This is a genomic window from Intrasporangium sp. DVR (assembly GCF_040365325.1).
In the GTDB taxonomy this organism is placed as follows: Bacteria; Actinomycetota; Actinomycetes; order Actinomycetales; family Dermatophilaceae; genus Intrasporangium.
Genome location: NZ_BAABZW010000005.1, coordinates 78,009 through 89,747, shown reverse-complemented (window position 1 = coordinate 89,747; position 11,739 = coordinate 78,009). Strand labels below are relative to the sequence as shown.

The window sequence follows — 11,739 nt, the reverse complement described above, 5'->3', positions numbered from 1 at the left end:
CCGACGGCCCATGGCGGAACGACGACGGGGTTAGCCTGACGGGATGACGCCGAAGGACAGCGCGGTCCCGAAGGATCCCCCCGCGACTCAGGGAGCGAGCGCCGGCGACGAGGCGTCCGAGGGTGCCCGGTTCCGGACGACGAAGATCCCGACCCGGGTCTACGAGGCGGAGCTCTACCGCCTGCAGGGTGAGCTGGGCAAGCTCCAGACGTGGATCAAGGACACGGGGGCCCGGGTCGTCGTCGTCTTCGAGGGTCGCGACGCCGCCGGCAAGGGCGGCACGATCAAACGGATCACCGAGTACCTCTCGCCGCGGGCCGCTCGGATCGCCGCTCTCCCTGCGCCGACCGAGCGGGAGAAGACCCAGTGGTACTTCCAGCGCTACATCGAGCACCTGCCCGCGGCCGGCGAGATGGTCCTCTTCGACCGCAGCTGGTACAACCGCGCCGGGGTCGAGAAGGTCATGGGCTTCTGCACTCCGGAGGAGCATCAGCGCTTCATGCGGCAGTGCCCGATCTTCGAGCAGATGCTCGTCGATGACGGCATCCACCTGCGCAAGTACTGGTTCTCGGTGTCGGACGACGTGCAGCTCGAGCGCTTCCGGAAGCGGCTGCACGACCCGCTGCGCCAGTGGAAGCTGTCACCGATCGACCTCGAGTCGATCACCCGGTGGGAAGACTTCTCGCGCGCCAAGGACGAGATGATGGTGCACACGGACACGCCGTTCGCGCCGTGGCACCACGTCGCCTCGGACTCGAAGAAGCAGGCCCGTCTCAACATGATCCGTCACCTGCTCTCCTCGATCCCCTATGCCGACGTCGGCGACCAGCGGGCCAAGGTGCAGCTTCCCCGGCGGCTGCCGAGCACCGGCTACCAGCGACCGCCCATCGCCGTGTCGAAGTTCGTCCCCGACTGGGCCTCGACCCTGGTCAAGGACCCCGCGGACACCTAGGCCGCGAGCCTGCCGGATGAGGGGAGGGAGCCCGCTCGTGAGTCATCGGCCCGGCACGTCGTGCGTGGGGATCGTGCCGCTCTTCACGGGGCTGTCCCCCGAGGAGCAGGAGGAGGTGGCCACGCACGCGCGGCCGCTCCGACGGAGACGCGGCGAGGCCATCCACCGGCCGGGGGAGGACGTCTCACACCTGCTCGTGGTCCACCACGGCCGGGTCAAGATCAGCCATCTGGCACCGAACGGTCACGAGCAGCTCCTGCGGGTCCTCGAGCCGGGCGACTTCATCGGGGAGACGGCCTTCGTGACCGGTGCCAGGCCGGACGACTGGGCCACGGCGCTGACCGATGTCGAGCTCTGCAGCTTCGAGCACCAGGACCTGGCGACGCTCGTGGCGCAGTTCCCCGACATCGCGGTGCGGATGCTGCACACGGTGACGAGCCGGCTCGATGCCGCCGAGCGGCTCATCGCCGACCTCACCTCCGCCGACGTCGAGTCCCGTCTCGCCGGATACCTCATGGGGCTGCCGGCCCAGCACCAGGCTGGGCGGCTCGTCGTCCGGCTGCCCCTGGCCAAGAAGGACATCGCCTCCCTGCTCGGCACGACGCCGGAAACGCTGAGTCGCAGGCTGGCGGCCTTCACCGAGGCCGGACTCATCACGGTGCGCGGCAGCGAGGTGGTCGTCATCGATCCCGCGGGCCTGGAGGCGGCCGCGGAGTCGGGGGTGCGGTGACCCGACGCGGGCAGGGCGCCGCGACGGCAGGCTCACGCTGGGCTGCCGGCCGAGTCTGGTCAGGCTGGGCAGGATTGCCGGACACTGGGCTCTCACCCGAACCGGCCACCTGAGGAGACAGCATGTCCCGTGTCGTGCACTTCGAGATCCAGGCCGACGACCTCGAACGGGCGAAGGCGTTCTACGGAGCGGTCTTCGACTGGTCCTTCGAGGACTACGGCCAGTTCACCGGCTCGCCGTACTGGGGCGTCGTCACCGGACCCGACGATCAACCGGGCATCAACGGTGGCCTGCTCCAGCGCCCCGCGCCTGCGCCAGGTCAGGGGCAGGGCACGAACGCCTATGTGTGCACCATGGGGGTCGAGGACTACGACGCGACGGAGCGCCGGATCCTCGACGCCGGTGGACAGGTCGCGCTGCCCAAGATGGCGCTGACCGGCATGGCCTGGCAGGGCTACTACCTCGACCCCGAGGGCAACACCTTCGGCATCCACCAGCCCGATCCCGAGGCGAGGTAGGCCCGGGGTGACTCAGCCCGGCGCCGGACCGTCGACGTTGGTCGTCGGGGTGCCGTGGCCGCACCGGACGATGACAGCGTGCGACGTGTCGCCGCCGGGGTTGGACTCGCGGTGGATGGCGCCGGCGGGGACACGGACGAAGTCGCCCGGCTCCGCCTCGATGACCTCGTGACCACCGGGCCCGGACTCGAGGCGCATCCGGCCGGAGACGACATAGATCGTCGTGTCGTGCTCACCGTGGTGGTGCCAGGCGGACACCGCACCCGCCTCGGTGTCGACGGTGCCGGACCACATCGTCTCGGTGTGCAGTGCCACGTGGCGGGTCATGCCGGGCGTCGGGTCGCCCGTCGTCAGCTCGTCCGCGCCGACGACGGAGCACGGCTGGGCGGGGTCGTGGTCGCTCATGGGCGGAACCTTTCTGGACGCAGGCGTGGCGAGTGGCAGCGACAGTTGGGCCGATTCACAAGCGTAGGCACCGCAGCCGGGAAAGGGCAGGGCAAACCCTGAGCCACACCGGGGTCGACCCCAATGTCGGGCTGGCCGATGAGGGCCGAGGCTGGAGATGCGAGAACCGGACGAGCCGGTGGCGTATCACCTGGCCGCCTCCCGAGCTCTTCAGTCCGGAACCGAACCCTCCAGAGAGCACCCGCATGACGACCATGACGACGCAGCCCGTGACCGCCCGGACGATCCCCCGCGTGACGCCCACCCTGACCGACCAGCGCACGCCACGTCCGCGATGGACCGGCCGGCGCACGGCCCAGACCGGTGCCTCGCTCGCGGTCCTCGTGGTGCTCCTGCTCCTCGTCCTGCCGGCGATGACCGGTGCGTCGTGGCAGTCGACGCTGCACGCCGTCGGCTCCGTGCCGCTCTGGCAGCTGGCCGCCCTGACCGGCCTCTGGCTGGTCGGTCTGTGGGCCTACTCCTTCGTCCTGGCCGCGTCACTGCCGGGGCTGACGAAGGGCCAGGGCTTCGTGCTCAACCTCGTGGGCAGCGGCGTGTCCAACCTCGTGCCCTTCGGTGGTGCCGCCGGCGTGGGCATCACGTGGGCGATGGCTCGACAGTACGGCTTCACGAACGGCGCCATCGCCCTCTTCACGGCGGTCACGGGCATCTGGAACGTCCTGGCCCGCCTGGCGCTGCCGCTCGTCGGGCTGGTCGGGCTCCTCGTCGTCGGGGCCCGAGTCAGCGGCCCCGTCCTCGTCGCCGCCGGTGTGGGTGCCGCATTCTGCGCCCTCGTCGTCGGGCTGCTCGTCGCCGCTCTCGCAAACGACGCCTTCGCATCCCGGCTCACCGCGGCCGTTGCCGGGTCGGTGCGCTCACTGGCCCGGGTCATCGGCCGGCCGGCGACCGAGCGGCTCGAGGGACTGGAGGGACTGGAGGACGCGCTGGCGACCCAGCGGGCGAGTGCCGTCGAGCTGCTGCGACGCGGTCGCGGTGGCCTGGTCGTGGGGATGATCTCGTACGTCGTGCTCCAGGGAGTCCTCATGTGGGGCTGCCTCGCGGTGGTGGGCAGCGAGCTCGGCTGGGCGGAGGTGACCGCTGCGTACGCGTGCGGGCGCATGCTGACGACGGTGGTCCTGACCCCAGGGGGCACCGGTTTCGCGGAGACGGGCACGGCCGCGGTGCTCATCGCCCTCGGCGGTGACCCCGTCGTCTCCGTCGCGGGCGTGCTGCTCTTCAGCTTCTTCACCTTCGCCTGCGAGATCCCCGGAGGCGCCCTCGCATACGGGTGGCACCTGCGGACCCGCGGCCGGCGCCGGAGCCCGGAGGCGATCCCGACAGGAGTCAGGCTCGCGGCTGGTTGAAGCGCAGCATGTTTCCCGACGGGTCGCGGAAGGCGCAGTCCCGGACGCCGTAGGGCTGGTCGATCGGCTCCTGCAGCACCTCGCCGCCCGCGGCTCGGATGCGCTCGAAGGTCGAGTCGCAGTCATCCGTCGAGAAGATCACCGCCCGGAGCAGCCCCTTGGCCAGCAGTTCGGTCATCGCCTGGCGGTCGGCGGCCGATGCGTTCGGGTCGGCCAGCGGCGGCTCGAGGACGATGGAGACGTCCGGCTGGGCCGGCGAACCGACGGTGACCCAGCGCATCCCCTCGAAGGAGACGTCGTTGCGGACCTCGAGGCCGAGGACGTCTCGGTAGAAGGGCAGCGCGGTGTCGTGGTCGTCGACGGCGATGAAGCAGGTGGAGAGGGTGATTGCCATGCGCTCACGCTAGGGGCGGGTCGACGGTTTGGCTTCTCGGATCCTGACCGGTCTGGTGTAGAGCTTGGAGATGCACGGCGGGATCGCTGCCCCGTCGTCATGGTTGCGGGCCCGGTAGGCGCTCGGGGTCTCGCCCACCAGCTCCGTGAACCGTGAGCTGAACGAGCCGAGCGAGGTGCAGCCGACGGCGAAGCACACCTCCGTGACGGACAGGTCACCCCGCCGGAGGAGGGCCTTGGCGCGCTCGATCCGGCGGGTCATCAGGTAGCTGTAGGGCGTCTCACCGAAGGCGGTGCGGAAGCTGCGGGAGAAGTGTCCGGGCGACATCAGCGCGACGCGAGCCAGCGCGGCGACATCGAGCGGCTCGGCGTAGTCGCGATCCATGGTGTCGCGAGCCCGGCGCAGTCGGGCGAGGTCCTCGATCAGCACCTCACCACCATCGCACCTCAGGGCCGCTGATGGTGGACGCGGAGGACGCGGGGCTCGACCGTCCCCTCGAGCCACACCACCCCGGCATGCTCATCCCCGTCGACGTGGATGGTCAGGGGAACGTCCGTCTCCACGCGCACCGACCGGGCGGTCGAGTAGTCCAGGCCCGGGACGTGGCCCGGCCAGTGCAACAGCCCCTTGAGTGCTATCGGGACCCAGCCCACGACACGCGGAGGGGCCACGACGGCAAGGTGGAGCAGGCCGTCGTCGACCCTCGCCCCGGGCAGGACCTCGATGCCGAGCGGAATGCGACCCACGTTCCCGGCCAGGACGCACCACACGCGGCGCCGCTCCGCCGGGCTGCCGTCACGGCTGATCGCCATGGGCAGGAGGGGCGAGCCCAGGGTGACGATGGCGGGCACGAAGTAGGCCATCCACTGCGCGTGCTGCTTCAGGCCGGGCCGGACCAGCTCGATGGTCCGGGCGTCGTGGCCGATGCCGGCCAGGACCACGAAGGCGGAGGAGCCGACGGTGCCATCGGGCCGGCCCCACGACGCCCGGCCGAGGTCGACGTCACGGGACTCGCCGTCGAGGGCGATCTCCACTGCTCTGGGGACGGAGCGGAAAGGCAGGTGCAGGTTGCGGGCATAGAGGTTGGCAGTCCCGAGCGGGACGACGCCCAGGGCAACTCCGGTGCCGGCCAGGACGGCTGCCACCTCGCGGACCGTCCCGTCGCCCCCGCAGACGACCACGAGCTCGGCGCCCTCGCTGAGCGCGGCTCGGGCCTGGCGCGCCCCCGGTTCGAGGACCGTCGTCTCCCGGACGGTCGGGGGCGGCCACCCTCGGACGCGGCAGGCGTCCTGGATGAGGGTCACGGCGCGTGTCGGGGCGCCAACGGGGTTTGCCACGACGGCGACGTGCACGGGACGAGTCTGCCCCACGACAGCGGCGGGGTTGTCGAGTGTGCTGTGGACAACCCGCCTCTCGTTTGACGCTGTTTGCATACGTTTGATCCCGTGAGATACGCAATCGATGAGGGAGCCTTGACCAGTCCGGGCCTCAGCCTCTACTCCAGCGACGACGTGCTGCGCCACTGTGCCGTCACCACGGCCCACGCCGGGCGGCTGGCCGTGCACGCGCTTGCCGACGAGGACGTGCACCTTCGAGAGACGGTGGACCGGTTCGTGCGCACCCACCTGGAAGTCCTCGACGTGTCCGCCGCTGCCTCAGCCGCGATCGGGCGGAAGCTGAGCTGGGCCAGGCAGTCGGCGCACGAGACCGAGCTCGAGGCGGCTGCAGCCCTGGGGAGGAGCGGGCTCCCAGTGCCCGGTGCGGTCGGGCCGGCGGCGGCTGCAGACATCGCGGCGGTCAGATCGGCGCCATGAGACTGCCCGCTGATCGCAACGACGGCGCCGGACTGGTCACCATCCCGAAGGGGCACCCGACCGAGCTGCGCGCCGCCGCGGACCGACTGGGCCGGGCTGCCGACGCCGGACAGGCCACGGCCTTGGTGCGCGGAACCGCCGTCGAGGACGTGGACCTTGCCTGGAGCGGCCCCGCGGCAACGGCGGCGAGGACGGAGATCGCGACCCTGGCGGCCCGGTGCGGTGCGGTGCTGCCCCAGCTGGGAGCCGGCGCCCGAGCCTTGCGCGGCTATGCCGACGAGCTGGAGAGAGCGCAGGCCGCCTCTCGGCGCCTCGGCGCCCGCGCCGACGCAGTCCTCGACGAGCACGCGCACGCGGTTGCGGCTGCTCAGGCCAACGGTCTCGAGCCGACCCTGCGAGCCGCTGCGATCGCGAGGGCCGACGCAGGCCGGGCGGCTGGGCTGACCGCTGTCGGCCGCGAGCGAGCCCGGGTCCAGAGCGACCTCACGGCCGCGGCCACCCGATGCGCTGCAACCCTCCAGCGGCTCACGCCGCCGGGCGGCGACGTCGCTGGCGTGCGGATGCTCGAGGGGCTGCCGCTCACCGTGGGTCTCCTGCAGGACGCGCTCCGGCCCCCGGAGCAGCGGGAGCACGAGGCACCCGAGCCGGACTGGTGGGACACGGTGCGCGAGGCCGCGGCAGAGGCAGCCACCGCGGGCTGGAACCACGTGGTCGTCCCCGTGGTCAACACCGCTGCTGACGTCGTGGAGGCCGTGGCCGAGCATCCCGAGGACGTCGTCGGCATGGGGGTGGGGGTCGGCCAGATCATCCTCGGGACGGGAGGCCAGGTCGGTGGGGTCGCCCTCGACCTGACGGGCGCAGGCGTCGCGGCCGGGGTGCCGGTCCATGGCGTCTCCGCGGGCCTCATCGCGAGCGGCGCCGTCACGGCCTCGGCCTCGGCGGTTCAGCTCGGCAAGCACGCCGCCGCGAACGACTCGATGCTTCTCAAGGAGGTCCAGCTCAAGCACGGCACCCACGGGATGGGCGGGCAACCGATCCCCGACTCCTTGCGCCCGCGGGCGGCTGGGTCGACGTGGAAGGGGCACATCGCCAACGACGGCAACGGGGTGGTCTGGCAACGACCGCAGGACCGGTGCCCGCCCCCGAAGGTCTGCACCCCGAACTCCATGCGCATCAACGATCCCGGCCAGCGGCACTCCGGCGGAGGAGCGGCCGGCGAGCGGGTCACCATCGACTACCCGCACGGCTACGTCCGCTTTTTCAACGAGGGCGGGCAGCCACTGAAGCTCGACGGCAAGCCCGGCTCGCACGCCGAGACCCACCACCACATCAGGCCAGACGGCACCTACGACACCCCGACAGGATGGAACCCCCCGTGAACCTGGAACCCCCCGTGAACATCGAGGAGCTCTTCGACCCCCGCTTCACCGGCGACCCGCTGCCCGACCTCCTCCCCGACCTGACGGGAGCCAAGATCAGGCACATCGCCCTCGACTGCACTCTCCGCGTGAGCCTCAGCTCGGGATGGCGGGTCAACTTCGAGGGCCCCTCCTGCGTCGTCCTGCCGTCGGGAGAGGTGAGGCAGTTCGAGTTCATCTCCGACGTGCTGCCGGACGACAAGTACCTGACGCCCGAGCTCCGTGACCTCGTCGGCGAGACCGTGACGGAGATGCACTACAAGGCCGACACGCGCGATCTGGCCCTCGTGACGCCGAGGGGGAGGATCGCGGTCGCCAGCGACTACGCCTTCACCCCGTGGGAGATGTGGGGTATCGACGCGTTCATCAACGGGGGGTCAACAGCCCTCGACGTCCCCTGACGGCCCTGCAGCGAGCCCTGGGCGCGGGCTCAGCCCAGCGGCATACGGCATGGTCTGTGAACACGCGGAAGGGGCAGGTGTCACGAACCGATAACCTTGCCGGTGGCTCAGCAGGCGAATGGAAGGCGGACTGATGCCGGCAATCGTGCTCGTCGGAGCGCAGTGGGGTGATGAAGGAAAGGGCAAGGCGACCGACCTGCTCGGCAGCAGCGTCGACTACGTCGTCAAGTTCAACGGCGGCAACAACGCCGGCCACACCGTCGTCATCGAGCAGGACAGCAAGCGGGAGAAGTACGCCCTGCACCTGCTCCCCTCCGGCATCCTCTCCCCGAACGTCACCCCGGTCATCGGCAACGGTGTCGTCATCGACCTCGCCGTCCTCTTCGAGGAGCTCGACGGGCTCGAGGCGCGCGGCGTCGACACGAGCAAGCTGCAGGTCAGCGCCAACGCGCACCTCATCCCGCCCTACAACCGCACCCTCGACAAGGTGACCGAGCGGTTTCTCGGCAAGCGCAAGATCGGCACGACGGGGCGCGGCATCGGGCCGACGTACGCCGACAAGATGAGCCGCATCGGCATCCGTGTCCAGGACCTCTACGACGAGCACATCCTGCGCCAGAAGGTCGAGGCCGCGCTCGCGTTCAAGAACCAGGTGCTCGCCAAGATCTACAACACGCGTGCGGCCGACGTCGACGAGGTGGTGACCGAGCTGCTGTCGTATGCCGCTCGGCTCGCTCCCATGGTCAGCGACGCGTCGCTCGTGCTGAGCCAGGCTCTCGACCGCGGCGAGACCGTCCTCTTCGAGGCGGGGCAGGCGACCCTGCTCGACGTCGACCACGGGACGTACCCCTACGTGACCTCGAGCAACGCCGTCTCGGCCGGCGCCTGCACCGGGTCGGGGGTTCCGCCGACCCGGATCGACTCGGTCATCGCGATCCTCAAGGCCTACACGACGCGGGTCGGGGAGGGGCCCTTCCCCACCGAGCTGCACGACGACAACGGCGAGTTCCTCCGCAAGACGGGTGCTGAGTACGGCACCACCACGGGCCGCCCGCGCCGGTGCGGCTGGCTCGACACGGTGGTCGGCCGCTATGCGACCCGGATCAATGGGGTGACCGACTTCGTCATCACCAAGCTCGACGTCCTCACCGGGCTCGAGAAGGTGCCGGTCTGCGTCGCCTACGAGGTCGAGGGCGTGCGGCACGACGAGATGCCGGTCAACCAGAGCGACTTCCACCACGCGAAGCCGGTCTACGAGGAGCTCGACGGCTGGTGGGAGGACATCTCCGCGTGCCGGACCTTCGAGGAGCTGCCGGAGGCGGCGCAGCGCTATGTCCTGCGCGTCGAGGAGCTCATCGGGGCCAGGGTCTCGGCGATCGGCGTCGGCCCCGGCCGTGACGAGATCATCGAGCGTCACCCCCTCAACCCCACGTCCTGAGAGCGAACCCTGTTGAGCATCGATAGTTCTGAGCACGTCGTCGACACGGTTGCGCCCGAGGACTGGGTGACGCGACTGGCCGACGAGGTCATCGCCGAAGCACAGCGCCGCGGGATCGAGACCATCATCTGCGCGTCCGGCATCAGCCCCTCGGGGCCGATCCACCTCGGCAACTTCCGGGAGCTGATCACGCCGCACCTCGTGGCGGACGAGATCAAGCGCCGTGGGGTCGCCTGCGAACACCTCCTCTCTTGGGACGACTTCGACCGATTCCGCCGGGTCCCCAAGGGCCTCGCGGGGGTCGACGAGTCGTGGGAGGAGCACGTCGGCAAGCCCTTAACGTCGGTGCCTGCTCCTCAGGGGTCTGCGCACCCGAACTGGGCCGAGCACTTCAAGGCGCCGCTCCTCGAGGCCATGGCGGCGACCGGGATCGAGGTGCGCCAGATCAGCCAGACCGAGCAGTACCGCGCCGGGGTCTACCGTGCGCAGGTCCTTCAGGCGATGCGCGAGCGCGGCATCATCGACACTGTCCTCGGGCGCTACCGCACGCTCGAGGCTGCCGCCGAGGCCAGGCAGCGCGCGAGCGGCAAGGGCAAGCGGCAGGACCACGGGTCGGGGCAACAGCAGAAGCTCACCGAGGAGCAGGCAGCGGCCGCCACCGAGGCGGAGCGCGGGTCGGGGGCCGCCACGGAGGACGACGGCAGCGAGGGCCGGGCGGGCTACTACCCCTTCAAGCCGTTCTGCTCAGTCTGCGCCACCGACTTCACGACCGTGACGGCCTACGACGACGACTCCCACGACCTCACCTACGAGTGCGCCAAGTGCGGCCACGTCGAGCAGGTCAACCTCGACACCTTCACCAACGGCAAGCTCGTGTGGAAGGTCGACTGGCCGATGCGCTGGGGCCACGAGCGCGTCCTCTTCGAGCCGTCCGGCGTCGACCACCAGAGCCCCGGCTCGAGCTTCGTCGTCGGCAAGGACCTCGCGCCGATCTTCGGCTGGGAGCGCCCGATCGGGCCGATGTACGCCTTCGTCGGCATCGCCGGCATGGCCAAGATGAGCTCGTCGAAGGGTGGCGTGCCGATCCCCAACGACGCCCTCGAGGTGATGGAGCCGCAGGTGCTGCGCTGGCTCTATGCCCGCCGCCGTCCCAACCAGAGCTTCGACGTCGCCTTCGGCCCGGAGCTGCAGCGCCTCTACGACGAGTGGGACGCGCTGGTCCGCAAGATCGAGGCTGGCCCGGATGGCGGGCCGCAGCCCGGCGATGTGGCCGCCCACCTGCGGGCCACGACGGTCGCCACCGGCGAGGGGGTCCGCCCGCTGCCGACGACGCCGCGGCCGATGCCCTTCCGGACGATCGCCTCGGTCATCGACATCACCCAGGGCGACGAGGCCCAGGCCGTGCGCATCCTCTCCGATCTGGACCCGACCAACCCGATCACGTCGACGGATGACCTGCGGCCCCGGCTCGACTGCGCCGAGCGGTGGATGCTCGGCTACGTGCCGGCCGAGGACCGGACCATCGTCCGCGACGAGCCGGACGCCGAGCTGCTCGGCAGCCTCGACGACGATCAGCGTGAGTCCCTGCGCCTGCTCGTCGACGGCCTCGACCGACACTGGTCCCTCGACGGTCTGACCCACCTCGTCTATGCCGTCCCGAAGATCCAGCGCGGCCTCGACCCGGAGGCGAAGGTCAAGGACCCGGAGCTGTCCAGGGCGCAACGGGCCTTCTTCGCGCTCCTCTACCGGCTGCTCGTGTCGAAGGACACCGGTCCCAGGCTCCCCACGCTGCTGCTCGCCGTCGGCGCGGAACGGGTCCGGAGGCTCCTGGGCGCCGCCTGAGCATCGAGAGAGCAGTTCGCGACACCGATCGAGAGAGCAGTTCGCGACACCGATCGAGAGAGCAGTTCGCGACACGGAGTGCGGGGGAGACCCACGCACCACCTGTCGCGAACTGCTCTCTCGATCGTCGTTGGGCATGCGAAGGCCCCGGCCACGTCGTTGTGATCCGGGGCTTCGACTGGGTGGGTGGTGGTGCTGGGCGGGGGTCGAGATGCAGGGGGGGTGCATCACGTCCCCCGCCCGGTGCGAGCTCGCGGAGACCGCGACTGCGCCGGACGTCGACGGGGCCTCGGGGGGGAGAGACCGGCGGGGAGGGTGGGTGGTTCGCACGCCGTCGACGTCCCACACATCATCCCTCGCCCGGAACGGTGAATTCCACGGATCTGGCATTCCTTGAACAAGTCTTTACCTTGGACAAGCCGGG

At 70.6% G+C, this 11,739-nt stretch carries 13 protein-coding genes; 9 read left to right on the top strand and 4 right to left on the bottom strand.

Annotation, left to right across the window (positions count from 1 at the left end):
- Nucleotides 1-43: 43 nt before the first annotated feature.
- From ppk2 to ABWV20_RS05010, 3 genes are all read left to right on the top strand, one after another.
- The gene (ppk2, locus tag ABWV20_RS05020; protein WP_353353728.1) at nt 44-952 is read left to right on the top strand and encodes a polyphosphate kinase 2; all 909 of its coding nucleotides are present in this window, start codon (nt 44-46) and stop codon (nt 950-952) included.
- Nucleotides 953-989: 37 nt separating this feature from the next.
- Complete coding sequence (locus tag ABWV20_RS05015; RefSeq protein ID WP_353353727.1) at nt 990-1,682, top strand: Crp/Fnr family transcriptional regulator; 693 nt, start codon at nt 990-992, stop codon at nt 1,680-1,682.
- 122 nt (nt 1,683-1,804) lie between these two features.
- Nucleotides 1,805-2,200: a VOC family protein gene (locus ABWV20_RS05010; RefSeq protein ID WP_353353726.1), complete on the top strand. Its 396-nt coding sequence runs from the start codon at nt 1,805-1,807 to the stop codon at nt 2,198-2,200.
- 12 nt (nt 2,201-2,212) lie between these two features.
- Here the strand turns inward: ABWV20_RS05010 and ABWV20_RS05005 are convergent, their stop codons facing one another.
- Nucleotides 2,213-2,605 (bottom strand): cupin domain-containing protein, encoded by a 393-nt coding sequence (locus tag ABWV20_RS05005; RefSeq protein ID WP_353353725.1) that lies wholly within the window; start codon nt 2,603-2,605, stop codon nt 2,213-2,215.
- Between the two features lie 245 nt (nt 2,606-2,850).
- Here ABWV20_RS05005 and ABWV20_RS05000 point away from each other — a divergent pair, with 245 nt between their 5' ends.
- Complete coding sequence (locus tag ABWV20_RS05000; RefSeq protein WP_353353724.1) at nt 2,851-4,008, top strand: lysylphosphatidylglycerol synthase domain-containing protein; 1,158 nt, start codon at nt 2,851-2,853, stop codon at nt 4,006-4,008.
- Here ABWV20_RS05000 and ABWV20_RS04995 read toward each other — a convergent pair.
- The 3 genes from ABWV20_RS04995 to ABWV20_RS04985 all read right to left on the bottom strand — a co-directional run bounded on the left by ABWV20_RS04995 (nt 3,989) and on the right by ABWV20_RS04985 (nt 5,754).
- Nucleotides 3,989-4,402, bottom strand: a complete 414-nt coding sequence (locus ABWV20_RS04995; protein ID WP_353353723.1) for a VOC family protein — start codon at nt 4,400-4,402, stop codon at nt 3,989-3,991. The genes ABWV20_RS05000 and ABWV20_RS04995 overlap by 20 nt on opposite strands.
- 9 nt (nt 4,403-4,411) lie before the next feature.
- Entirely contained in the window at nt 4,412-4,786 is a 375-nt protein-coding gene (locus ABWV20_RS04990; RefSeq protein ID WP_353354186.1) for a helix-turn-helix transcriptional regulator, read from the bottom strand.
- Between the two features lie 62 nt (nt 4,787-4,848).
- Nucleotides 4,849-5,754 carry a diacylglycerol/lipid kinase family protein gene (locus ABWV20_RS04985; protein WP_353353722.1) on the bottom strand — a complete coding sequence of 302 codons (906 nt, stop codon included), beginning with the start codon at nt 5,752-5,754 and terminating at the stop codon, nt 4,849-4,851.
- Between the two features lie 93 nt (nt 5,755-5,847).
- Between ABWV20_RS04985 and ABWV20_RS04980 the strand changes: the two genes are divergently transcribed.
- The 5 genes from ABWV20_RS04980 to lysS all read left to right on the top strand — a co-directional run bounded on the left by ABWV20_RS04980 (nt 5,848) and on the right by lysS (nt 11,315).
- Nucleotides 5,848-6,216, top strand: coding sequence for a hypothetical protein (locus ABWV20_RS04980; RefSeq protein WP_353353721.1), 369 nt, complete (start codon nt 5,848-5,850; stop codon nt 6,214-6,216).
- Nucleotides 6,213-7,595 carry a WXG100 family type VII secretion target gene (locus ABWV20_RS04975; RefSeq protein ID WP_353353720.1) on the top strand — a complete coding sequence of 461 codons (1,383 nt, stop codon included), beginning with the start codon at nt 6,213-6,215 and terminating at the stop codon, nt 7,593-7,595. The genes ABWV20_RS04980 and ABWV20_RS04975 overlap by 4 nt, the downstream gene beginning before the upstream one ends.
- A complete protein-coding gene (locus ABWV20_RS04970) occupies nt 7,592-8,035 on the top strand; it encodes a DUF6188 family protein (RefSeq protein ID WP_353353719.1) in 444 nt (147 codons plus the stop codon). Before ABWV20_RS04975 ends, ABWV20_RS04970 begins: the two co-directional genes overlap by 4 nt.
- Before the next feature lie 133 nt (nt 8,036-8,168).
- Nucleotides 8,169-9,473 (top strand): adenylosuccinate synthase, encoded by a 1,305-nt coding sequence (locus tag ABWV20_RS04965; RefSeq protein WP_353353718.1) that lies wholly within the window; start codon nt 8,169-8,171, stop codon nt 9,471-9,473.
- A gap of 12 nt (nt 9,474-9,485) precedes the next feature.
- Complete coding sequence (lysS, locus tag ABWV20_RS04960; RefSeq protein ID WP_353353717.1) at nt 9,486-11,315, top strand: lysine--tRNA ligase; 1,830 nt, start codon at nt 9,486-9,488, stop codon at nt 11,313-11,315.
- Nucleotides 11,316-11,739 lie beyond the last annotated feature (424 nt).